21 protein-coding genes are annotated in these 20975 nt (G+C 69.3%); 17 read left to right on the plus strand and 4 right to left on the minus strand.

All coding sequences use genetic code 11. From position 1 onward, the window contains the following. The first annotated feature begins 2 nt into the window (after window positions 1-2). Entirely contained in the window at window positions 3-812 is an 810-nt protein-coding gene (gene pspM, locus G6N50_RS01650; protein ID WP_083096429.1) for a phage shock envelope stress response protein PspM, read from the plus strand. 41 nt (window positions 813-853) lie between these two features. Here the strand turns inward: pspM and G6N50_RS01655 are convergent, their stop codons facing one another. Continuing rightward, on the minus strand, window positions 854-1285 hold the full coding sequence (locus G6N50_RS01655) for a limonene-1,2-epoxide hydrolase family protein (protein ID WP_083096427.1): 432 nt from the start codon (window positions 1283-1285) through the stop codon (window positions 854-856). A gap of 50 nt (window positions 1286-1335) precedes the next feature. Here G6N50_RS01655 and G6N50_RS01660 point away from each other — a divergent pair, with 50 nt between their 5' ends. Genes G6N50_RS01660 through G6N50_RS01670 form a run of 3 tightly spaced genes read left to right on the plus strand, consistent with a single transcriptional unit; the run spans window position 1336 to window position 3063 of the window. Continuing rightward, complete coding sequence (locus G6N50_RS01660) at window positions 1336-2502, plus strand: glycosyltransferase (RefSeq protein ID WP_083096425.1); 1167 nt, start codon at window positions 1336-1338, stop codon at window positions 2500-2502. A gap of 40 nt (window positions 2503-2542) precedes the next feature. Next, on the plus strand, window positions 2543-2815 hold the full coding sequence (locus tag G6N50_RS01665; protein ID WP_083096423.1) for a hypothetical protein: 273 nt from the start codon (window positions 2543-2545) through the stop codon (window positions 2813-2815). A 53-nt stretch (window positions 2816-2868) separates the two neighbouring features. Then, window positions 2869-3063 (plus strand): DUF3046 domain-containing protein, encoded by a 195-nt coding sequence (locus G6N50_RS01670; protein ID WP_408632525.1) that lies wholly within the window; start codon window positions 2869-2871, stop codon window positions 3061-3063. A 13-nt stretch (window positions 3064-3076) separates the two neighbouring features. Here the strand turns inward: G6N50_RS01670 and G6N50_RS01675 are convergent, their stop codons facing one another. Beyond that, entirely contained in the window at window positions 3077-3727 is a 651-nt protein-coding gene (locus G6N50_RS01675) for a (2Fe-2S)-binding protein (RefSeq protein ID WP_083096419.1), read from the minus strand. Window positions 3728-3905: 178 nt separating this feature from the next. Between G6N50_RS01675 and recA the strand changes: the two genes are divergently transcribed. From recA to G6N50_RS01695, 4 genes are all read left to right on the plus strand, one after another. After that, window positions 3906-4946 carry a recombinase RecA gene (recA, locus tag G6N50_RS01680; protein ID WP_065026859.1) on the plus strand — a complete coding sequence of 347 codons (1041 nt, stop codon included), beginning with the start codon at window positions 3906-3908 and terminating at the stop codon, window positions 4944-4946. Further along, window positions 4912-5433: a recombination regulator RecX gene (recX, locus tag G6N50_RS01685; protein ID WP_163650802.1), complete on the plus strand. Its 522-nt coding sequence runs from the start codon at window positions 4912-4914 to the stop codon at window positions 5431-5433. Before recA ends, recX begins: the two co-directional genes overlap by 35 nt. A 79-nt stretch (window positions 5434-5512) precedes the next feature. Then, window positions 5513-7033, plus strand: a complete 1521-nt coding sequence (miaB, locus tag G6N50_RS01690; protein WP_083096413.1) for a tRNA (N6-isopentenyl adenosine(37)-C2)-methylthiotransferase MiaB — start codon at window positions 5513-5515, stop codon at window positions 7031-7033. Continuing rightward, the gene (locus tag G6N50_RS01695; RefSeq protein ID WP_083096411.1) at window positions 7021-7656 is read left to right on the plus strand and encodes an Rv2732c family membrane protein; all 636 of its coding nucleotides are present in this window, start codon (window positions 7021-7023) and stop codon (window positions 7654-7656) included. The genes miaB and G6N50_RS01695 overlap by 13 nt, the downstream gene beginning before the upstream one ends. Here the strand turns inward: G6N50_RS01695 and G6N50_RS01700 are convergent. Beyond that, on the minus strand, window positions 7653-8981 hold the full coding sequence (locus G6N50_RS01700; RefSeq protein WP_083096409.1) for a DUF349 domain-containing protein: 1329 nt from the start codon (window positions 8979-8981) through the stop codon (window positions 7653-7655). The two genes, G6N50_RS01695 and G6N50_RS01700, sit on opposite strands and share 4 nt — an antisense overlap. A gap of 593 nt (window positions 8982-9574) precedes the next feature. Here G6N50_RS01700 and G6N50_RS01705 point away from each other — a divergent pair. The 7 genes from G6N50_RS01705 to G6N50_RS01735 all read left to right on the plus strand — a co-directional run bounded on the left by G6N50_RS01705 (window position 9575) and on the right by G6N50_RS01735 (window position 18814). After that, on the plus strand, window positions 9575-10552 hold the full coding sequence (locus G6N50_RS01705) for a DMT family transporter (protein ID WP_083096407.1): 978 nt from the start codon (window positions 9575-9577) through the stop codon (window positions 10550-10552). A 66-nt stretch (window positions 10553-10618) separates the two neighbouring features. Then, entirely contained in the window at window positions 10619-11311 is a 693-nt protein-coding gene (locus tag G6N50_RS01710) for a class III extradiol ring-cleavage dioxygenase family protein (RefSeq protein ID WP_083096406.1), read from the plus strand. A gap of 8 nt (window positions 11312-11319) precedes the next feature. After that, the gene (miaA, locus tag G6N50_RS01715) at window positions 11320-12276 is read left to right on the plus strand and encodes a tRNA (adenosine(37)-N6)-dimethylallyltransferase MiaA (protein ID WP_083096472.1); all 957 of its coding nucleotides are present in this window, start codon (window positions 11320-11322) and stop codon (window positions 12274-12276) included. Window positions 12277-12280: 4 nt separating this feature from the next. Continuing rightward, window positions 12281-13156 carry a diaminopimelate epimerase gene (gene dapF, locus G6N50_RS01720; RefSeq protein ID WP_083096404.1) on the plus strand — a complete coding sequence of 292 codons (876 nt, stop codon included), beginning with the start codon at window positions 12281-12283 and terminating at the stop codon, window positions 13154-13156. A gap of 46 nt (window positions 13157-13202) precedes the next feature. Next, the gene (hflX, locus tag G6N50_RS01725; protein ID WP_083096403.1) at window positions 13203-14642 is read left to right on the plus strand and encodes a GTPase HflX; all 1440 of its coding nucleotides are present in this window, start codon (window positions 13203-13205) and stop codon (window positions 14640-14642) included. A gap of 152 nt (window positions 14643-14794) precedes the next feature. Further along, the gene (locus G6N50_RS01730; protein WP_083096401.1) at window positions 14795-15955 is read left to right on the plus strand and encodes an acyl-CoA dehydrogenase family protein; all 1161 of its coding nucleotides are present in this window, start codon (window positions 14795-14797) and stop codon (window positions 15953-15955) included. Window positions 15956-16624: 669 nt separating this feature from the next. After that, a complete protein-coding gene (locus G6N50_RS01735; RefSeq protein ID WP_083096400.1) occupies window positions 16625-18814 on the plus strand; it encodes an LGFP repeat-containing protein in 2190 nt (729 codons plus the stop codon). Window positions 18815-18829: 15 nt separating this feature from the next. On the opposite strand, the gene lexA is transcribed toward G6N50_RS01735, so the two are convergent. After that, window positions 18830-19528: a transcriptional repressor LexA gene (gene lexA, locus G6N50_RS01740; RefSeq protein ID WP_083096398.1), complete on the minus strand. Its 699-nt coding sequence runs from the start codon at window positions 19526-19528 to the stop codon at window positions 18830-18832. 312 nt (window positions 19529-19840) lie between these two features. Here lexA and G6N50_RS01745 point away from each other — a divergent pair, with 312 nt between their 5' ends. Together G6N50_RS01745 and nrdR are read left to right on the plus strand one after the other, a co-directional pair. Then, complete coding sequence (locus G6N50_RS01745) at window positions 19841-20335, plus strand: LysM peptidoglycan-binding domain-containing protein (protein WP_083096396.1); 495 nt, start codon at window positions 19841-19843, stop codon at window positions 20333-20335. 145 nt (window positions 20336-20480) lie between these two features. Continuing rightward, a complete protein-coding gene (gene nrdR / locus G6N50_RS01750) occupies window positions 20481-20945 on the plus strand; it encodes a transcriptional regulator NrdR (protein WP_067839848.1) in 465 nt (154 codons plus the stop codon). The last annotated feature ends 30 nt before the right edge of the window (window positions 20946-20975 follow it).

The following is a 20975-nucleotide window of genomic DNA, read 5'->3' on the forward strand; positions in this document are numbered from 1 at the left end:
TCATGTCGGTGAAAGCGACGCAGCCCGGTCCGTGGCGCGCATTGTTGCACCGGGGACTGGCGACAGCAGCCGACCTTTCCGATCTGGTGGCCCGCAGGATCAGCGCGGCCGCGGATCCCCGCGCACGTCAGCTGCGCCGCCGTCGCCGCGCACTGCGCTGGGGCCTGATTTTCAGCGCCGGGTGTGTGTTCTGGGCCGCGGTGACGATGCTGCTCGCGGCCTGGGGGTGGTTCGCGCTGTTGCTGGAAATCACCGGGGGCGTAGCGGTTTTCATGGCCATCCCGGCGACGTTGTTGCTGCTTCGCTATCGCTGGCTGCGGTCCGAGCCGCTGCCGGCGCCCCGAACCACCAACGTGCGCCGGCTGCCGCCGCCGGGCTCGGCGGCGCGCCCCGCGATGTACGCGCTGGGCGCCTCCGAGGACGGATTTTCTTCCTTGGTGGCCGTAATCGAGCGGGGTGCGATGTTGCCGACCGCCGAGATCCGCGATGTCACCGCGGCCGCCACCAGGACGTCGGCGGCCATGGCGTCCACCGCCGCGCAGGTGGTGTCGATGGAGCGGGCGGCGCAGGCGAGCGAGGAATCGCGGTCGTATCTGGTGCCCACCATCAACGCGTTCACCGCGCAGCTCAGCGCCGGCGTTCGCCAATACAACGAGATGGTCACCGCGGCAGCGCAATTGGTGTCCTCGGCGAACGGCGACGGATCGGCCGCGTCGCAGCACTACCGCGCCGAGCTGGCCGGGGCGACGGATCGCCTGGTCGGTTGGGCGCAGGCGTTCGACGAACTCGGCAGACTGCGCGGGACCGGCTAGCTGCAGGGTTTCCGCGCCGGCCCCGGCCCTGGAACGTGGCTCTAGAACGTCGCTTTCAGCGACGGCACCACCAGCGCCGCCAGACCCCGTGCGGTGGCCTTGAGCATGTCGAAGAAGTCGAAGTAGTCCCGCCACAACGTGATTCGCCCATTGTGGACTTCGAACACGCCGCACACCCAGAACTGCAGCCGCAGCGGGCCGAAGATCAGCGCGTCGGTGCGTTCGGTGAGCACCGCGCCGCCGTCGGACGCGATGCGATGGATCTTCACCTCGAAGGCGGCGCGGCCCTCCATCCGGCGAAACAGCTTCATGGCCCTGGCCCGGCCATGGATAGTGGGCAGGCCGACGTTTTCGTAGACGAGATCGTCGGCCAGCGCGGCGTCCGCGGCCTCGTAATCCGCGTCTTGCAGCGCGTTCAGGAATCCTTCGACCGTGCGGGTGTTCGCAACGGTTGTCCCAGTCAGCTCGGTCATCTTGCCAGCGTAGGCGCGTGGCAACCGGGCGCTATGGCAGGGTAAGCACGATGCGTGTCGCCGTGGTCGCCGGGCCGGATCCCGGGCATTCGTTCCCGGCGATCGCGCTGTGCCGGCGCTTCGCCGAAGCCGGCGATGAGCCCACGCTTTTCACCGGAGCCGAATGGCTCGAGACCGCCCGCGGCGCCGGCATCGACGCGGTCGCCCTGGACGGGCTGGCGGCCACCGACGACGACGTCGACGCAGGGGCCAGGATCCACCGCCGCGCCGCGCGGATGGCCGTGCTCAACGTGCCGGCGCTGCACGAACTGGCGCCCGACCTGGTGGTGTCCGACGTCATCACCGCCGGCGGTGGCATGGCCGCCGAGCTGTTGGGCATCCCGTGGATCGAACTCAACCCGCATCCGCTGTACCTGCCGTCGAAAGGATTGCCGCCGATAGGCAGTGGCCTGGCGCCGGGCACCGGCATCCGGGGCCGGCTGCGCGATGCCACGATGCGCGCGCTGACGGCGCGGTCCTGGCGCGCGGGCTTACAACAGCGGGCGAACTCCCGCGTCGAGATCGGCCTGTCCGCGCGGGATCCCGGGCCGCTGCGGCGGCTGATCGCGACGCTGCCCGCGCTGGAAGTGCCCCGCCCGGACTGGCCCGCCGAGGCCGTCGTGGTCGGGCCGTTGCACTTCGAACCGACCGATCGGATCCTCGAGGTCCCGGCCGGTTCCGGGCCGGTGGTTGTCATCGCGCCGTCGACCGCGCTGATCGGGACCGAAGGTCTGGCCGAAGTCGCGCTGGGGTGTTTGACACCGCAGGAGACCCTGCCGGCGGGGTCGCGGCTGCTGGTGTCGCGGTTGGACGGACCGGAACTGACGGTGCCGCCGTGGGCGGCGGTCGGGCTGGGACGTCAGGACGAGCTGTTGGCGCACGCCGATGTGGTGATCTGCGGCGGCGGCCACGGCATGGTGGCCAAGACGCTGCTGGCCGGGGTGCCGTTGGTGGTGGTGCCCGGCGGCGGTGACCAATGGGAGATCGCCAACCGGGTGCTGCGCCAGGGCAGCGCGCGGCTGATCCGACCGCTGACCCGCGACGCGCTGGTGGCCGCGGTCAACGAGGTGCTGTCGTCGCCCGGCTACCGCGCGGCGGCGCAGGCGGCGGCCGCCGGCATCGCCGACGTCGCCGATCCGGTCCGGGTGTGCCGCGACGCGCTGGCGGTGGCCGGATGATCCGCTGCGCGCGCCCTCATGCTTCGGCGGGAGGCACCCGATGAGGATCAGGACGACAATCGCCGCCGGCGCCGTGCTGGCGGGCTCGCTGGCCGGTGCGGCCGTCGCGCACGCCGACAGCCCCGAGGAACAGCAGGCATGCCAGTTGATGGACGATCCGGCCGCCGCCCAACAGGGACTCGCGCCGGCCGAATACACCTTCATGCAGTTGCGCGCCACCATGTCGGCCCAACGCGCGCGCGACGTGATGTCCATTGCGGTTCAAGAGGACTGCCCCAATCACATCATCGATCTGCCGGCCAGCTGGCGGTAGGCGGGCGGCCCGCTCAGGTGTCCGATCCATGCGGGCTGGGTATGTTGGCTGGCGTGCGGCTAACGGAGTTTCACGAACGGGTGGTCCTGCGCTTCGGCACCACCTACGGGTCCTCGGTCCTGGTGGACCACGTGCTGACCTGCTTCGACGGACGCACGGCCGCCCAAGCTATCGAGGCGGGCATCGAGCCCCGCGACGTCTGGCGGGCGTTGTGTGTGGACTTCGACGTGCCTCGGGATCAGTGGTGAGCCCGTTGTCGGGTCACAGCCCGCAGTCCCCGCACCTGGCTCCGGCGGGTGTTCGGTAGAGCAGGCAACAGCTGCGGCGCCGGAATCCGAGACCGTTGCCGGTCATCGTGCCGGCGAGCGAGCCAGTGTTCAGCAGCGAACCGGTGAGTGCGACGATCGGCTCGCGTAGGTCGGGCCGCACCGCGAGCAACGCCCGCGCGGTTCCGGCGAGGGCGGACGCGATGTTGCCCGCCAGCAGGTCGGGCGCCACCTTGACCCGCAATCCGGCCGCGAACGGTTCCATGTGCTGCCGCACGACGACCCGGTACAGCGCCTCCGGCAACGACGAGTCGCGCTCGACCGGGTCTCCGACGGGCTCGGGCAGCCGTAGCCGCGCCCCGTCGTCGGCCCGCTGCAGGTGCGTCAGATCCGGGACGACGCCGTGGCCCAAGACGCAGGCCAGGACGGGGGACCACAGCCGGGCGGCGTGGCCGAGCTGAACCAGGGACGCCCCGATCCGGCGCTCCGACGTGCGATAGCGCGCGAGGGTGGCGTCGATCAGATCGGTGTAGCCGGTGTCGTAGGACCGGCCGACCGGATGCCATCCGGCGGCGTCGCCGCCGACGGTCACCGCGAAGAATCCGCCGTAGGACGATATTTCCGACAGCTCCGCGGAGATGTCCATCTGTTTCGGGGCCGGCCTTTCGCGATGTTGGCGTTTCGCGGCGTGTCGAACTTGAATCGAACACCTGTTCGGCTACTGTGGTGGGCGTTCGGCCAGTCAGCTTGTCGGTGGCCTTCTCTAGTGTCACCGCCAACCGACCGATACCGGTCAGACGAACACCGACTATAGGAGAGACACCATGGCGCAAGCCCCCGACCGCGAGAAGGCTCTCGAACTGGCGATGGCCCAGATTGAAAAGAGCTACGGCAAAGGCTCAGTGATGCGTCTCGGCGACGAGACGCGGCAGCCGATCTCGATCATCCCGACCGGATCCATCGCACTGGACGTTGCCTTGGGCATCGGCGGGCTGCCCCGCGGCCGGGTCGTAGAGATCTACGGCCCGGAATCCTCGGGTAAGACCACCGTCGCCCTGCACGCGGTGGCCAACGCCCAGGCCGCCGGCGGCGTCGCCGCCTTCATCGACGCCGAGCACGCCCTGGACCCGGAGTACGCCAAGAAGCTCGGCGTGGACACCGATTCCCTGCTGGTCAGCCAGCCCGACACGGGGGAGCAGGCCCTCGAGATCGCCGACATGCTGATCCGCTCCGGCGCCCTGGACATCCTGGTCATCGACTCGGTGGCCGCGCTGGTGCCGCGCGCCGAGCTCGAAGGCGAGATGGGCGACAGCCACGTCGGGCTGCAGGCCCGGCTGATGAGCCAGGCCCTGCGGAAAATGACTGGCGCGCTGAACAATTCGGGCACCACCGCAATCTTCATCAACCAGCTGCGCGAGAAGATCGGGGTGATGTTCGGCAGTCCCGAAACCACCACGGGTGGAAAGGCTCTGAAGTTCTACGCGTCGGTGCGCATGGACGTGCGCCGGATCGAGACGCTCAAGGACGGCACCAACGCGGTCGGTAACCGCACCCGGGTCAAGATCGTCAAGAACAAGGTGGCGCCGCCCTTCAAGCAGGCCGAGTTCGACATCCTCTATGGCCAGGGGGTCAGCCGGGAAGGCTCGCTGATCGACATGGGTGTGGAGCAGGGCTTCATCCGCAAGTCCGGCTCCTGGTTCACCTATGAGGGCGAGCAGCTCGGCCAGGGCAAGGAGAACGCCCGCACCTTCCTGAAGGAAAACGACGAAGTCGCCAACGAGATCGAGAAGAAGATCAAGGAAAAGCTCGGCATTGGCGCGGTCGTGACCGATGACGACGTCCTGCCCGCCCCCGTCGACTTCTGAGCCCTCCCGCGAGGAGCAGGCGCGCGCGCTGTGCCTGCGTTTGCTCACCGCGAGAGCGCGCACCCGGGCCGAGCTGCACGGCCGGCTGGCCAAACGCGGCTATCCGGACGATGTCAGTGAGCGGGTGCTCGACCGGCTGGCCGCCGTCGGCTTGATCGACGACGCCGACTTCGCCCAGCAGTGGGTGCAGTCCCGCCGGGCGCACGCCGGGAAAAGCAAGCGTGCGTTGGCCGCCGAGCTGCACACCAGGGGCGTCGACAACGACGTGATCACCGCGACGCTCGCCGGGATCGACGCCGGCGCCGAGCGGGACCGGGCGGAGCAGTTGGTCCGGTCCAAGCTGCGTCGGGAGACGCTCAACGACGACGACGCGCGGGTGACCCGCAGGCTGGTGGGGATGCTGGCGCGCCGGGGTTACAGCCAGAACATGGCGTGCGAGGTCGTTTTCGCCGAGTTGGCCGCCGAGCGGGAGCGCCGCCGGGTCTAGTCCGCCCGGCGGCCACCGCCTGCTAGCTGCGGGTTAATCCGGTGGGTCCCGGTCGCCGTACCATGGCCCCGTGACTTCGATGGTGGCCCGAGACGTTTCGGGGGTGCGTACCTACCAGGTGCGCACCTACGGCTGCCAGATGAACGTGCACGATTCCGAGCGGTTGGCGGGCCTGCTGGAAGCGGCTGGCTACCAGCGGGCAATCGAGGGTACCGACGCCGACGTGGTGGTGTTCAACACCTGCGCCGTCCGGGAGAACGCCGACAACAAGCTGTACGGCAACCTCAGCCACCTGGCTCCACGCAAGCGCGGTAATCCCGAGATGCAGATCGCCGTCGGTGGCTGCCTGGCCCAAAAAGACCGGGACGCGTTGCTGCGCAAGGCGCCCTGGGTCGACGTCATCTTCGGCACCCACAACATCGGGTCGCTGCCCGCGCTGCTGGAGCGCGCCAGGCACAACAAGGTCGCCCAGGTGGAAATCGCCGAGGCGCTGCAGGAGTTCCCGTCGTCGCTGCCCAGCGCACGCGAATCCGCCTATGCCGCTTGGGTTTCCATCTCGGTCGGGTGCAACAACAGTTGTACGTTCTGCATCGTTCCGTCGCTGCGGGGGAAAGAGGTTGACCGCAGTCCGGACGACATCCTGGCCGAGGTCCGGTCGCTGGTGGACGACGGCGTGCTCGAGGTCACGCTGCTGGGCCAGAATGTCAACGCCTACGGGGTGTCCTTCGCCGACCCGGCGCTGCCCCGCGACCGCGGCGCCTTCGCCCGGCTGCTGCGGGCCTGCGGCGACATCGACGGGCTGGAACGGGTGCGGTTCACCTCACCGCATCCGGCCGAATTCACCGACGACGTCATCGAGGCCATGGCGCAGACGCCCAATGTCTGCCCCGCCCTGCACATGCCGCTGCAATCCGGATCCGACCGCGTGCTGCGCGCGATGCGGCGGTCGTACCGCGCCGAGCGTTACCTCGGCATCATCGACCGGGTCCGGGCCGCCATGCCGCACGCCGCCATCACCACCGATCTGATCGTCGGATTCCCCGGTGAGACCGAAGAGGACTTCGCCGCCACGCTGGACGTGGTGCGCCAGGCCCGGTTCTCGGCCGCGTTCACCTTCCAGTACTCCAAGCGGCCCGGCACCCCGGCCGCCGAGCTCGACGAGCAGATACCGAAAGCCGTTGTGCAGGAACGCTATGAACGGCTCGTCGAACTGCAGGAGTCGATCTCGCTGGAAGGCAATCAGGCCCTGATCGGACAGACGGTCGAACTGCTGGTGGCCACGGGTGAAGGCCGCAAGGACAACCGCACCGCGCGGATGACCGGGCGGGCCCGCGACGGCCGGCTGGTGCACTTCGCCGCCGACACGCCCGCCGGTGCCGCGGTGCGGCCCGGCGACATCAGGCCCGGGGACATCGTCACCACGGTGCTCACCGGGGCCGCACCCCACCACCTCATCGCCGACGCGGGCATCGTCACGCATCGCCGCACCCGGGCGGGTGATGCCCAGGCCGCCGGGCAGCGCCCGCGTGGCATCGGTCTTGGCATGCCCGCCGTCGGGCCGCCCGCCGGCCCGGCCGAACCCCTTGGATGTGCGCTGTGAAAAAAGAGATCAACAACGACGACGTACAGCTCGGCGCCCTTCGCACCGAGATTGAGGCCGCCGAACGCCGGGTGGCACGCGGCATCGATCCCGGCCCACGGGCCTTCTTCGTGTCGATCCTGGTGTTCGTGCTGCTGGCGTCGTTCATCCTGCCGCACACCGGCGAGGTCCGCGGCTGGGACGTGTTGTTCGGCAGCCACGGCGCCGGCGCGGCCGCCGTCGCCCTGCCGTCGCGGGTGTTCGCCTGGCTCGCGCTGGTGTTCGGCGTGGGGTTCTCGATGCTGGCGTTGGTGACGCGGCGCTGGGCGCTGGCCTGGATTGCGTTGGCGGGGACAGCCATTGCGGGCGCCGCGGGCATGCTGGCGATCTGGTCGCGCCAGACCGTCTCGGCCGGGCACCCGGGGCCGGGTTGGGGCCTGATCGTCGCCTGGCTGACCGTGCTCGCACTCACCTACCACTGGGCCCGCGTGGTCTGGTCACGCACCATCGTGCAACTCGCCGCCGAGGAGCAGCGGCGCCGCGTCGCGGCGGCCCAGCAGTCGGTCACGCTGCTGGACGCCCTGGACGGCCCGCCCGCGCCGGACACCCCCGACGAGCCGGGCGCCGCCAAGGGATCCGGCTAGGGCTTGCGGGTCAGGGCCTCGACAGCCGCCTGCGCCCACTGCCGCCACTGCTCGGCGTTGGCCCTGGCATCCTCGGCTTCCTTGGTCCGGCCCGCCGCCGCGGCCTTCTGAGCCTGCTGTTCGTATTGCTCAGCGCGGGCCTGAAACTGCTCGGCCCGGGCCTGCGCCTGCGGGTCCGACCAGCCCGCGTCGCCGGCGTCGCGCACCTTCTTCTCGACCGCGCGCAGCCGGCGCTCCAACTCGGCGGACCGCTCGCGCGGGACCTTGCCGATCGCATCCCACTTCTCGGTGATCGAGCGCAGCGCCGCGCGGGCGGCATCGTGGTTGCTGGTGTCCAGCTTCTCCGCCTCGGCGAGCAGCGCCTCCTTGGCGGTCGCGTTGGAGTGGAACTCCGCGTCCTTGTCCGCCGTCACCGCGTTGCGGGCGGTGAAGAACACATCCTGGGCCGCCTTGAAACGCCGCCACAGGGCGTCATCGACCTCCCTGGTCGCCCGCCCGGCCGCCTTCCACTCGGTGAGCAGCTTGCGGAATTCGGCGCTGGTCGCGGCCCAGTCGGTCGAGTCGGACAACGCTTCTGCCCGCTCGCACAGGCTTTCCTTGGCTTGGCGGATCCCCGAACGCTCCCGGTCCAACTCGGCGAAATGGGCTCCCCGCCGCCGGTTGAACGCCTCCCGGGCCGCGGAGTAGCGCTTCCACAACGCGTCGTCGACCTTGCGGTCCACACCGCTGATCGTTTTCCACTCATCGAGGATCGCGCGGAAGCGGTCGCCGGCGGCCTTCCATTGCGTCGAGTTGGCGGCCAAGTCCTCGGCCTCCGCGGCCAGCGCCTCCTTGCGCGCGGTCTGGGTGGCCCGATGCTCGTCGCGCCGGGAGCGCTCCGCGGCGACGGCCGCCTCGGCGTGTTCGGCGATGCTGGTCAGCCGGCCCGCGAGCGCGTCGACGTCGCCCAGCACGGCGGCCGTCGGCAGCGTTTCGGCCAGTTCGGCCGCGTGCGCCTTGATCTTGCGCGCGTCACCGGTCCCGGACGTCAGGCGCTCCTCCATGAGCGTGACCTCGGTGGCCAGGTCATCGAAGCGGCGGCCGAAATGGGCGAACGCGGCTTCACGATCGCCGGCCTGCCAGGAGCCGATGATGCGCTCGCCGGCCGCGCTGACCAGCCACACGGTGCCGTCGTCGTCCACGCGCCCGAATTGGTGCGGATCGCTGGGCGGCGGCATCACCAGCGGGTGAGCGGTGGTGGGCCGCGGTGTCGGCCGGGGACCGGGACGCGGTCCCGGACGCGGCGCGGGCCGAGCTGAATCGTCGCGAGGCTCGTCAGCCGTCATGCGCTCGTCACTACCCTTTCCAGCCCTTCCGCGCGGTCCGTGTCCCGCGCCCCTGCCGCGCGAAGCGGCACCGTCTCCTGCCGCTGCCGGACGCCCCGGGGCCGGGTTCTGCCAACAGCTGCTTTAACAGTATTCAAGCAGCTTGCTCCGCCACCTTGCTATTCCCAACCGGCCCGGCGGCCGGGCGGCGCCGTCGCGGTGTCCGCGCGGACGTGCACCGGCGTGCTGGCGCGTCGCCGCGTCGGAGTCGGCCGGCCCGCGGTGGGCCCGTATCGGTCGACGCGGCCGACGGCTCGGCGGTCGATCGGGACGGGTTTGTGACGCTGATCCCATCGAGCGTGCTGGGTGAAGCTTGAAAGGGCTGGCAGCGACGAGAGCTCAGCCGGCGGCCTCACCTAACCTACGTACTTCTCTTAGAGTTATCCCACGCGTTACATAGGTTGCTGCCGTAGTACTTGAACGGTTACCTGCGGCGCTATTGGCAACGTGTGCAACGTCATAGATTTGTAGTTGAACTGAACGCAAATTGTGCGTGTATTTGCTTGCGGTGCGGGGAAAGCTGGGTCGAACGGGCGTGAGGCGGAGGGGTCGATATGTCGAAGGTTGATGTCGCAGCGTTACTCGCGGTGTGCGCCGCGCTGGCATCGGCTGTCGGCGATGTGATCCGCCAGCGCTCCGCGCACGAGATCACCGACCGGCCAGTGGGCCACCTGGAACTGTTCCGCATGTCGCTGCGGGACACCCGGTGGTGGCTGGGCGGCCTGGCCGCGATCACCAACTACAGCCTGCAGGCCGCCGCCCTGGCCTGGGGTTCGGTGGTGCTGGTTACCGCGCTGCAGGTGACGGCGCTGCTTTTCGCCCTGCCCATCTACGCGCGGCTCGCCCATCACCGGGTCAAGCCCAGGGAGTGGATGTGGGCGCTCATCCTGGCCGCCGCGCTGGCGGTGGTCATCATCGTCGGCGACCCGGCAGCCGGTCATCAGCGCGCGCCGCTGCGAACCTGGATGGTCGTGGCCGTGATCATCGTGCCGCTGCTGGTGACCTGCGTGGTGGTGGCACGGCTGCGGGCCGGCCGCCCGTTCTCGGCCGTGCTGCTCGCCGTCGTGGCGGGTTCCTCGCTGGCGCTGTTCGCGGTGCTGACCAAGGGCGTCGTCGAGATATCCGAGTACGGCCCGGTGGCCGTGCTGACCTCGCCGGAGTTCGTGCCGTGGATCCTGGTGGCCCTGTGCGGGATGATCTTCCAGCAATCGGCGTTCCGGGCCGGCGGACTGACCGCGTCGCTGCCGACGATGACGGTGGCCAAGCCGGTGGTCGCCGGCCTGCTCGGGGTTCTCGTGCTGGGTGAGACGCTGAACGCCACCGGCCCCAAGGCGTTTGTGCTGATCGGGGCGGTGGCCGTGGTCATCGTCGCGACGATAGCGCTGGCCCGCGGCGAAGCCGCCACGATCGACCGGGCCGAGCAGGGGCCGGGTGGTGCCCCGCGAGAAATACGGGCCCAAGAGGTAACCAAAGACGATGGCTTCGGCCCCTTCAGTGGCCGCCTGGCTGTGGCGGACAGCTTCCCCCGGTGACTTCCGGCGCGCGGGCGGCGCCGAGCACATCGAACTAGCGCCGGGCCGCCGGGTTAGTTTGGTGGCGTGCTGAGCGCCATTGCGATCGTCCCGTCGGCACCGGTCCTCGTTCCCGAACTCGCCGGAGCGGCCGCCGCCGAGGTGGCCGACCTGGCCGCGGCCACCGTCGCCGCGGCCGCACTGCTGCCCGAACGCTGGGTGGTGATCGGCACGGGCTCCGCCGACCAGGTGTTCGGTCCGGACATGGTGGGCACCTTCGCGGGTTTCGGTGCTGACGTCCGCGTCCGGCTCTCCCCACCGGTGGCCGAGACCGCGGCGCCGGCCGCACTCCCCGTCTGCGCGCTGCTGGCAGGCTGGGTGCGCGGCCAGGCACAGCCGCACGCCAGCGCACAGGTCCGGGTCTATCGCGCCGACCACGAGGCCGGCGCCGCGCTGCGCTGCGGCGAACACCTGCGCGCCGAGATCGATCGGCTGCCCGAGCCGGTCGGGGTGCTCGTCGTGGCCGACGGCGCGAACACCCTGACACCGTCCGCGCCGGGCGGATACGACCCGGACAACGCCGCCGCGCAGGAGGCCCTGGACGACGCGCTGGCCAGCGGCGACGTCGCCGCGCTGAGCGGCCTGCCGCACCCGATCCTGGGGCGGGTCGCATTTCAGGTGCTGGCCGGGCTGGCCGGACCCGGACCCCGATCGGCCAAGGAGCTGTACCGCGGAGCGCCCTACGGGGTGGGCTACTTCGCCGGCGCCTGGCAGCCGTGACGGACGCCGTGCGCCCCTTGGCGATCATCGGCCCCACCGGCACCGGCAAGTCGCAGTTGGCGCTCGACTTCGCGGAACGGGTCGAACGGCTCGGCGTCCGCGCCGAGATCGTCAACGCCGACGCGATGCAGCTCTATCGCGGCATGGACATCGGCACCGCCAAGCTGCCCGTCGAGGCCCGCCGCGGCATCCCGCATCACCAGCTCGACGTCCTCGAAGTCACCGAGACCGCGACCGTCGCCCGCTATCAGGGCGCCGCCGCGGCCGACATCGAAGCGATCGCGGCCCGGGGGGCGCTGCCGATCATCGTGGGCGGCTCCATGCTCTACATCCAGTCGCTGCTCGACCACTGGTCGTTTCCCGCCACCGATCCCGCGGTGCGCGCACGCTGGGAACGGCGACTCGCCGAGATCGGGGTGGGCAAGCTGCACGCCGAACTGGCCCGTCGCGATCCCGCCGCGGCCGCATCCATTCTGCCCACCGACGCCCGGCGCACGGTGCGTGCCCTGGAAGTGGTCGAGCTGACCGGGCAGCCGTTCGCCGCGTCCGCACCACAGATCGGCGCCCCGAGGTGGGACACCGCTATCGTCGGGTTGGACTGCGACACAACGATTCTCGATGAGCGGCTGGCCCGGCGCACCGACGCCATGTTCGAGCAGGGTCTGGTCGGTGAGGTGATTGCGCTGCTGGACAAGGGCTTGCGCGACGGCGTCACCGCGTCGCGCGCGCTGGGCTATGCGCAGGTGCTCGCGGCGCTGGACGCGGGCGGTCCGGCGGGCCCAAGCGCCGAACAACTGCGGGACGCCCGCGAGCAGACCTTCTTCGGCACCCGGCGCTATGTGCGACGCCAGCGGTCCTGGTTTCGCCGCGACCACCGGGTGCAGTGGCTCGACGTCGGCGCGGCGACCCCGACCGAGGGCGCCGTCGTCGACGCCGCCGTGCGGGCGTGGCGCCACGTATCCTGAGCAGGTGTATTTCGCGAAGGGCCACGGCACCCAGAACGACTTCGTGGTGCTGCCGGACCCGCAGGCCGAGCTGAGTCTGACCGAGTCGGCGGTGGCTGCGCTCTGCGACCGGCGGCGCGGCCTGGGCGCCGACGGGGTGCTGCGAGTGACCACCGCCGGTGCGGCGCTGGCGGCCGGAGTGCTCGACCGGGCGCCCGACGGCGTGGCCGCCGACGACTGGTACATGGACTATCGCAACGCCGACGGGTCCGTCGCCCAGATGTGCGGCAACGGCGTGCGGGTCTTCGCGCACTACTTGCGGGCCAGCGGCATGGAGGCCCGCGACGAATTCGTGGTCGGGTCGCTGGCCGGCCCGCGGCCGGTCGCCGTGCATCGCGTCGACGCGACCACCGCCGACATCAGCGTCGACATGGGCAAGGCCAACACGCTGGGCCCCGGTGACGCCGTCGTCGGGGGCCGGCGATTTTCCGGCCTGGCTGTCGACGTGGGCAACCCCCACCTGGCCTGTGTCGACCCGCGCCTGACCGTCGAGGCGTTGGCGGGGCTGGATGTGGCCGCGCCGGTGAGCTTCGATGCCGCCCAATTCCCGGACGGGGTGAACGTCGAGATTCTCACCGCACCGGCCGACGGGACGGTGCACATGCGCGTCCACGAGCGCGGAGTCGGCGAGACACGTTCGTGCGGCACCGGGACGGTCGCGGCCACGGTCGCCGCGCTGGCCGGCACCGGGACGGTGGCGACCGGCAGCCTGACCGTGTGCGTGCCCGGTGGCGAGGTCGTCGTCACCATCACCGACGCCACCAGCTTCCTGCGCGGACCGTCGGTGCTGGTGGCCCAAGGAGAACTCAGCGAGGAATGGTGGCGCGAGCAGCAGCGTTAAATCAGGTGCACGACACCGTTTTGCCGTGCATCATCTTGTATTGCCTATGACAGAACCTGAATTTCGCCACCACGCTCCGGCAATCCCGGAGCCCAGCACGGGTGAACTCGCCCTCGAAGACCGGTCGGCGCTGCGCCGCGTCGCCGGCCTATCGACCGAGCTCACCGACGTCTCCGAAGTCGAATACCGCCAGCTGCGGCTCGAGCGGGTCGTCCTGGTGGGCGTGTGGACCGACGGCAGCGCCGCGGACAGCGAAGCCAGCATGGCCGAGCTGGCCGCCCTGGCCGAGACCGCGGGCTCGCAGGTGCTCGAGGGGCTGATCCAGCGCCGCGACAAGCCCGACCCGTCGACCTACATCGGCTCGGGTAAGGCCCAGGAACTGCGCGAAGTGGTGCTGGCGACCGGCGCCGACACCGTCATCTGCGACGGTGAGCTGTCCCCGGCGCAGCTGACCGCACTGGAAAAGGCGGTCAAGGTCAAGGTCATCGACCGGACCGCGTTGATCCTGGACATCTTCGCCCAGCACGCCACCAGCCGGGAAGGCAAGGCACAGGTATCGCTGGCCCAGATGGAATACATGCTGCCGCGGCTCCGCGGCTGGGGTGAGTCGATGTCCCGGCAGGCCGGTGGCCGGGCCGGCGGCAGCGGGGGAGGCGTGGGCCTGCGCGGTCCCGGTGAAACCAAGATCGAGACCGACCGGCGGCGCATCCGCGAGCGCATGTCCAAGCTGCGCCGCGAGATCAAAGAGATGAAGCAGGTCCGCGACACCCAGCGCAGCCGCCGGCTGCGCAGCGACCTGTCCTCGATCGCCATCGTCGGCTACACCAACGCCGGCAAGTCGAGCCTGCTCAACGCGCTGACCGGGGCCGGGGTGCTGGTACAGGACGCGCTGTTCGCCACCCTGGAACCCACCACCCGGCGAGCCGAGTTCGAGGACGGCCGGCCGTACGTGCTCACCGACACCGTCGGGTTCGTCCGGCACCTGCCCACCCAGCTGGTCGAGGCCTTCCGCTCCACGCTGGAGGAGGTCGTCGACGCCGACCTGTTGGTCCACGTCGTCGACGGCTCCGACGTCAACCCCCTGGCGCAGATCAACGCGGTCCGCCAGGTGGTCTCCGAAGTCTTCGCCGACTACGGGGCCGACCACGACGGGGAGCCACCGCCCGAGCTGTTGGTGGTGAACAAGATCGACGCCGCAAGCGATCTGACGCTGGCCAAGCTTCGTCACGCCCTGCCCGGCGCCATGTTCGTCTCGGCGCGCACCGGCGACGGTATCGACGCCCTGCGCCGCCGGATCGCCGAGCTCGCCGTTCCCGCCGACACGGCCGTCGATGTGGTGATCCCGTACCATCGCGGCGATCTGGTGGCCCGCCTGCACGCCGATGGGCGAGTCCAACAGGAGGAGCACAACGCCGAGGGCACCCGCATCAGGGCCCGGGTCCCGGTGGCCCTGGCCGGTCGGCTGCGCGAGTTCGCGGCTCGCTGACGGGCGTTTGCGCCGCGTAATCGGGCGATCCGTGCGGCGCACGACCGTTCGCGACGCCGAAGCGCGACGGTAGCCGACCCCGCCAGCTGCCTACCAACCGTCCGGTTGGTATATGTTGGGCTGCAGAAATCCCAGTCGCCGGAGGTCTTCCAATGAGCAGCGCCATCAAATACCAGCGCACGCTTTTCGAGCCAGAGCACGACCTGTTCCGTGAGTCCTACCGGGGCTTCCTCGAGCGCCACGTCGCGCCGTACCACGACGAGTGGGAGAAGGCGAAGATCGTCGACCGTGGTGTGTGGCTAGAGGCGGGCAAGCAGGGCTTCCTGGGCATGGCGGTGCCCGAAGAGTACGGCGGCGGTGGCAACCCCGATTTCCGGTACAACACGATCATCACCGAGGAGACCACCGCGGGCCGCTACAGCGGCATCGGCTTCGGCCTGCACAACGACATCGTGGCGCCCTACCTGTTGGCCCTGGCCACCGAGGAGCAGAAGCAGCGCTGGCTGCCGAAATTCTGTACGGGAGAGCTGATTACGGCGATCGCGATGACCGAGCCGGGAACCGGCAGCGACCTGCAGGGCATCAAGACCCGCGCGGTCAAGCAGGGCGACCATTATGTGCTCAACGGATCAAAGACGTTCATCACCAACGGAATCAACTCCGACCTGGTGATTGTGGTCGCACAGACCGACCCGGAGAAGGGTGCGCAGGGCTTCTCGCTGCTCGCCGTCGAGCGGGGCATGGAGGGCTTCGAGCGCGGGCGCCACTTGGACAAGATCGGGCTCGACGCGCAGGACACGGCCGAGCTGTCGTTCACCGACGTCAAGGTGCCGGCCGAAAACCTGCTGGGCCAAGAGGGTATGGGCTTCATCTACCTGATGCAGAACCTGCCACAGGAACGGATCTCGATCGCCATCATGGCGGCCGCGGCGATGGAGCAGGTGCTCGAGCAGACCCTGCAATACACCAAGGAACGCAAGGCATTTGGCAAGCCGATCGGCAGCTTCCAGAACAGCCGCTTCGTGCTCGCCGAACTGGCGACGGAAGCGACCGTGGTACGGATGATGGTCGACGAATTCGTTCGCCTGCACCTGGATCACAAACTCACGGCCGAACAGGCCGCGATGGCCAAGTGGTACTGCACCGAAAAGCAGGTGCACCTGATCGACCGCTGCCTGCAACTGCACGGTGGCTACGGCTACATGCGTGAATATCCCGTTGCCCGTGCCTATCTGGATGCGCGGGTGCAAACCATCTACGGCGGCACGACCGAGATCATGAAGGAAATCATCGGCCGCAGCCTCGGCGTATAGCGTTTCGTTTGCTGGACCGCGGTCCGCGACCGCGAACCCCCGCGGGCGATAACGGCGCGGGAATGTTCGGCAATCGCAGGGCGCGACGAACATTCGGCGGTCGACTGGGCGCGGCGCTATTGCCGGTGAGCGATAAACCGACCGGTGCGGATGATTGGTCCGTCGCGCCGGGGTATGGCGTGAATGCGTCGACGGCTCACGTACCGTCGGCACATGTGTTTCTGGTGTGCCGACCGCGCCATCGCGCATAGTCAGGCTCATGAGCGCGTCGCCGGTGGCGGCGTGCGCGCCCCGCGCCACCGCGACCGGCGCAATTCTGCTGTGCGAGTCGGCAGTCCGGCGGCGCGCCCCGATCCCGCGTTGGCCCTCCCTTTTGTCTGCGGCATCGGCAACCTCGCGTGAACCGTGGCGCTGTTCGTCGCAATTGGGCCGTGGCCCGGCATCATTTCGACATCGGTGTGGTATCCGTTTTTGTAGAATTTGTGATTTGACTTCGCATTTCTTGTTGGCTGGAGCAAAGTTATGCGAGCCCGGCGATAAGGCTGATCGCGTGCGGGTTTCTTTCCCGCGCACACCCGGCCCGCTCGCCGGCTATGCAGGTAAGGGCATAGCCGCAGATAAAGCCATATCCGCCGGCTGGGAGGCTTGGTGAAGGTGCAGAGAGGTCACATGCGCAGGCTGATCGGAAGCGCGCTGGTCAGCTTGACGACTACCGCACTGGCCACCGTATTGCTGGCCCCCACGGCGGTAGCGAGCCCGATCGGCGACGCCGAGGCGGCGATCATGGCCGCATGGGACAAGGCCGGCGGTGACACGTCGCCGCTGGGTGCCCGCAAGGGCGATGTCTACCCCGTCGGCGACGGTTTCGCCCTGGACTTCGACGGCGGCAAGATGTTCTTCACCCCGGCCACCGGGGCCAAATTCGCCTACGGGCCCGTCCTGGACAAATACGAGTCGCTCGGCGGGCCGGCGGGCAGCGATCTGGGCTTCCCGACCATCAACGAGGTGCCCGGCCTCGCCGGTCCGGACAGCCGGGTAATCACATTCTCGGCCAGCGACAAGCCGGTGATTTTCTGGACCCCCGAGCACGGCCCGCACGTGGTGCGCGGCGCCCTCAACACCGCCTGGGACAAGCTCGGCAGCTCGGGCGGGGTGCTCGGGGTGCCCGTCGGCGACGAGACCTACTCCGGCGAGGTGTCGTCGCAGAACTTCAGCGGCGGCCAGGTGTCGTGGAACCGGCAGACGAAGCAGTTCACCACCGAGCCGCCGGCGCTGGCCGACCAGTTGAAGGGCCTGCAGGTGGCGATCGATCCCACCGCGTCGATCAACACGGCCTGGCGCGCGGCCGGCGGACCCACCGGACCCTTGGGCGCCAAGCAGGGCGGGCAATATCCCGTCGGCGGCGACGGCATCGCCCAGAACTTCGCCGGCGGCAAGGTGTTCTTCACCCCGGCCACCGGCGCAAACGCCGTCGAGAGCGACATCCTGGCCAAATACGAGTCGCTCGGCGGACCGGTCGGCAGCGACCTGGGATTCCCCACCACCAACGAAACCGACGGCGGCATCGGGCCTTCCAGCCGCATCTGCACTTTCTCCGCCGCCGACAAGCCGGTCATCTTCTGGACCTCCGACCACGGCGCGTTCGTCGTGCGCGGGGCGATGAGGGCCGCATGGGACAAGCTGCGCGCCCCCGCCGGCAAACTGGGTGCGCCGGTCGGCGACCAGTCCGTGAGCGGCGATGTGATCTCGCAGCAGTTCACCGGCGGCAAGATTTCGTGGAACCGGGCGAAGAACACGTTCACTACGGAACCGGCCAACCTGGCGCCGTTGCTGTCGGGCCTGCAGGTGTCGGGCCAGAATCAGCCGAGCACTTCGGCCGTGCCGGCGCATCCCAAGAAATTCACCTGGCACTGGTGGTGGCTGATGGCCGCAATTCCGGTGCTGGCGCTGCTCGTGCTGTTGGTGTGGATGCTGTTCGTCTGGCGCCGGCGCCGGTCCGGGCACGAGGACGCCGCGGGCTACGCGCCCGAGCACGGCGGGGATTTCGGTTATGACGCCGAAGGGCCCTGGGGGCGGGACGATTCCGACCTCGACGCCGAGCCGCTCCGGCTGAGCGCGCCGCAGCAGCCCGAACCGGCACCGGAGGCCGCGCGGGTCAGCTGGCAACGTCAGATGCCGGCCGAGAGTGAATACGGGTTCACCGACGCTGATCCCGACGCGATCGTCACCGACTCCATCCCGGTCGTCTCCGAGGAGATGCTGTCGGAGGCCGACTATGCCGATGCCGGAGCCGACTACACCGACTACACCGACGGCGTTCCCGAGGTCGCCGAGTCCGAGACGGCCGACGACGCCGCATACGTCGACGCGGATGAATACGATGCTGGCTACGCGGACACGGAGTATGCCGAGGACGAGTATGCCGACGTCGCCGTTCCGCACACCCCGCCGGACACCGAAGCCGTGACCGGCGCCCTGGAAACCGCCGAGCCCGAGGACGAATACCACGAGCTCGCAACGCCGGAGCAGGACGTCGAGTCCCTAGAGGAGACCCCCGCGGACGTCGGGACGGGAGCCGGTGCGGTCGCGGCCGGGACGCTGGCACGAAGCGGTCGGCACGCCGCCGCGGACGACGAGGACGGCTCGGAGAACGGTTTGGCGGGCCCGGACGGACGCCCCACGATTCACCTGCCGCTCGATGACCCGTACCAGGCGCCCGAGGGGTACCCGATCAAGGCCAGCGCTCGTTACGGCCTGTATTACACGCCGGGCAGCGACCTGTATCAGGACACGCTCGCCGAGATCTGGCTGTCGAGCGAAGAAGTCGCGTTGGCCAACGGCTTCACCAGGGCCGACTGATTCGGCCTGGGCGGGTCACACCTTGCGGATGACCGTGACAACCTTGCCCAGCACGCTCGCGTCATTGCCGGGGATGGGGTCGAACGCCGGGTTGTGCGGCATCAGCCACACCTGACCGCCGGCGCGTTTGAATGTCTTGACGGTGGCCTCGCCGTCAAGCATCGCCGCGACGATGTCGCCGTTGTCGGCGACGTTCTGCTGACGCACCACCACCCAGTCGCCGTCACAGATCGCGGCCTCGACCATCGAGTCTCCGACCACCTTGAGCAGGAAAAGCGTTCCTTCGCCGACCAATTCGCGCGGTAGGGGAAAGACATCTTCGACGGCCTCTTCGGCAAGGATGGGGCCGCCGGCCGCGATGCGCCCGAGCACCGGGACGAACGTGGGCTCCGGCAGGGCATCCGACCCGGCCACCTCGGTGGCGGGCGCCGCCACGTCGTCGTCGGCCCCGCGGACGTCGACCGCGCGCGGGCGGTTCGGGTCGCGGCGCAGGTACCCCTTGCGCTCCAGGGTGCGCAGCTGGTGCGCCACCGACGACGTCGACGTCAGACCGACGGCGTCGCCGATCTCCCTGATGCTCGGCGGGTAGCCGCGGCTGGTGACCGAGGCGCGGATGACATTCAGAATGGTGCGCTGCCGTTCGGTCAGCGAGGTATCGACGGAGTGCAACCGGCCGTCGGGATCGGCCGGTGAATTGTCGTTGCTGTCGCCCATGGCACTGAATGTAGCGGTACCGCGAACAAGAATCAAACATGTGTTCGAGTAGCGTGTCGCCTGGGGCGCATGAGGGCCAAAAGTCCCTGCCGCTGGTGGATCAAGACCCTATAGCCGGTGAATCACACGTGTGTAACTTTTGGGGATATCGGGTATTTGAACTGCAGGCCCAACAGTGACCGGCGAAGTTTGTCGGTGGTGTGATCTAGCGTTTGCTCGTGCGACACGCTTCGCTCAAATGTTCGGGCTTCGAACATACAAGCGATTAGAGTCGAACACACGAGCGAGAGTTAGTTGACCGGAGGAACGAAGATGACAGTCATCCACACGCCTGCGCCGCGTACCAGCAGTCTTCGGCGCCCGATCAACGGTCCCGTCCAGGGTGCTCGATATGGACGAGACGGCCTGACCCGGCCTCGCAGGCCCGCGCCGTCGCGGCCGGCGGTTGCGCCGACGCGCTACTACGGCACCGGGGTGGCAATGTCCGTAGCTCCCCACCGCAGGCGTTCGGCCACCTGGGCTTCGACCATCGGGTTGGCACTGGCCGCCGGGGCGATCACGCTGTGGCTGGGTCTGGTCGCGAACGTCGGCCAGGCGCTCAACGGTGACTCCACGACGTCGGCGGCGCACGTTCCGGACCGGCTCGCCGTCGTCCGCGTCGACGCGGGGGAGTCGCTTCAGGACTTCGCGCACCGGGTGGCGCCCGACGCGCCGACCACTCAGGTCGCCGACCGCATCCGTGAACTGAACGATTTGCACTCGCCCACCCTGATGGCGGGTCAGGCCCTGATCGCCCCGGTCGGCTGACAGCCGTTGTGCGAAAGCGACTCTGGACGGGCGCCCTCGGACGCGAGTGGTGAGGCCGTACGTCGGGCGGCTCCATTAGCCGTGCAGGTCAGCGCGCGGGTACGCTCAGAGTCCTGCGGTACCTCGTCACGGTGAAGGAGCGGTCATGCATTGTCCGTTCTGCCGTCATCCCGACTCCCGGGTGATCGACTCGCGCGAAACCGATGAAGGGCAGGCGATCCGCCGCCGCCGATCCTGTCCCGAGTGCGGACGACGGTTCACCACCGTGGAGACCGCCGTCCTGGCGGTGGTGAAACGCAGTGGCGTCACCGAGCCGTTCAGCAGGGAGAAGGTCATCAGCGGCGTGCGCCGGGCTTGCCAGGGGCGTCAGGTCGATGACGACGCGCTGAATCTGCTGGCCCAGCAGGTCGAAGACACCGTGCGCGCCGCGGGTTCGCCGGAGATCCCCAGTCACGAGGTCGGCTTGGCCATTCTGGGGCCGCTGCGCGACCTCGACGAGGTGGCCTACCTGCGGTTCGCCTCGGTGTATCGGTCCTTTGAGTCCGCGGACGATTTCGAGCGTGAAATCCAGGCGCTTCGGGAGCACCGGGGAGTGGCGACCCCGGGCTGACGAAAACCGGGCTGGCTCCTCAGCGGGCTA

It is taken from the genome of Mycobacterium mantenii, assembly GCF_010731775.1.
In the GTDB taxonomy this organism is placed as follows: domain Bacteria; phylum Actinomycetota; class Actinomycetes; order Mycobacteriales; family Mycobacteriaceae; genus Mycobacterium; species Mycobacterium mantenii.

Coding starts and splice junctions, on each gene's coding strand:
- pspM (WP_083096429.1), top strand. CDS start 3: ATGTCGGTGAAAGCGACGCAGCCCGGTCCGTGGCGCGCATTGTTGCAC.
- G6N50_RS01655 (WP_083096427.1), bottom strand. CDS start 1,285: ATGACCGAGCTGACTGGGACAACCGTTGCGAACACCCGCACGGTCGAA.
- G6N50_RS01660 (WP_083096425.1), top strand. CDS start 1,336: ATGCGTGTCGCCGTGGTCGCCGGGCCGGATCCCGGGCATTCGTTCCCG.
- G6N50_RS01665 (WP_083096423.1), top strand. CDS start 2,543: ATGAGGATCAGGACGACAATCGCCGCCGGCGCCGTGCTGGCGGGCTCG.
- G6N50_RS01675 (WP_083096419.1), bottom strand. CDS start 3,727: ATGGACATCTCCGCGGAGCTGTCGGAAATATCGTCCTACGGCGGATTC.
- recA (WP_065026859.1), top strand. CDS start 3,906: ATGGCGCAAGCCCCCGACCGCGAGAAGGCTCTCGAACTGGCGATGGCC.
- recX (WP_163650802.1), top strand. CDS start 4,912: ATGACGACGTCCTGCCCGCCCCCGTCGACTTCTGAGCCCTCCCGCGAG.
- miaB (WP_083096413.1), top strand. CDS start 5,513: ATGGTGGCCCGAGACGTTTCGGGGGTGCGTACCTACCAGGTGCGCACC.
- G6N50_RS01695 (WP_083096411.1), top strand. CDS start 7,021: ATGTGCGCTGTGAAAAAAGAGATCAACAACGACGACGTACAGCTCGGC.
- G6N50_RS01700 (WP_083096409.1), bottom strand. CDS start 8,981: ATGACGGCTGACGAGCCTCGCGACGATTCAGCTCGGCCCGCGCCGCGT.
- G6N50_RS01705 (WP_083096407.1), top strand. CDS start 9,575: ATGTCGAAGGTTGATGTCGCAGCGTTACTCGCGGTGTGCGCCGCGCTG.
- hflX (WP_083096403.1), top strand. CDS start 13,203: ATGACAGAACCTGAATTTCGCCACCACGCTCCGGCAATCCCGGAGCCC.
- G6N50_RS01730 (WP_083096401.1), top strand. CDS start 14,795: ATGAGCAGCGCCATCAAATACCAGCGCACGCTTTTCGAGCCAGAGCAC.
- G6N50_RS01735 (WP_083096400.1), top strand. CDS start 16,625: ATGCGCAGGCTGATCGGAAGCGCGCTGGTCAGCTTGACGACTACCGCA.
- lexA (WP_083096398.1), bottom strand. CDS start 19,528: ATGGGCGACAGCAACGACAATTCACCGGCCGATCCCGACGGCCGGTTG.
- G6N50_RS01745 (WP_083096396.1), top strand. CDS start 19,841: ATGACAGTCATCCACACGCCTGCGCCGCGTACCAGCAGTCTTCGGCGC.
- nrdR (WP_067839848.1), top strand. CDS start 20,481: ATGCATTGTCCGTTCTGCCGTCATCCCGACTCCCGGGTGATCGACTCG.